Below are 599 nucleotides of genomic sequence, written 5' to 3' on the forward strand. Positions count from 1 at the left end.
TGTAGTTCCTCGTGAGGTTGTGAACGCGTGCTGCGGGGACTTGGCCGTCGATTCCGGTGTGGGGTCGGTGGTGATTGTAGTGATGGAGCCAGTCGGCGTAGGTCGCTGATCGTGCGGCCTCGGAATCATATGGTCGGGCGTAGGCCCATTCGGTGGCCAGGGTGCGGTTGAAGCGTTCGACCTTGCCGTTGGTCTGTGGTCGGTAGGGGCGTGTCCGGCGGTGTCGGATGTTGCCGAGGGCAGCGGCGAAGTCGCGCGATCGGTAGCAGGCGCCGTTGTCAGTCATCACGGCGGTGACGGTGATGCCGTGATCCGCGAAGAACGCCGCAGCCCGGAGCCAGAAGCTGGCCGCGGTCTCTTTGCGCTCATCTCCGAGCTGTTCGGAATAGGCGAGCCGGGAGTGGTCGTCGACCGCGTGGTGCAGGAAGGTGTAGCCGCGCGAGGCGGATGCGCCGTGCCGGGCCGCTCGGTCGCGGACGACGCCTGCCGCGCGGTCTTGCGCAGAACCGCGACCGTGAGCGCGCCAGCCACCGCCGTCCGGGATCCGACCAAGCTTCTTGATGTCGACATGAACGAGTGCTCCCGGTGCGGCGACTTCG

General features: G+C 66.8%; 1 protein-coding gene. It reads right to left on the reverse strand.

Going from position 1 to position 599, the window contains the following annotated elements; translation table 11 throughout:
* The coding region (locus NUH29_RS14495; protein WP_258799980.1) for an integrase core domain-containing protein at positions 1-599 on the reverse strand (599 nt) is incomplete at both ends.

The sequence above is a fragment of the Protaetiibacter mangrovi genome (assembly GCF_024752305.1).
Taxonomy (GTDB): domain Bacteria; phylum Actinomycetota; class Actinomycetes; order Actinomycetales; family Microbacteriaceae; genus Homoserinibacter; species Homoserinibacter mangrovi.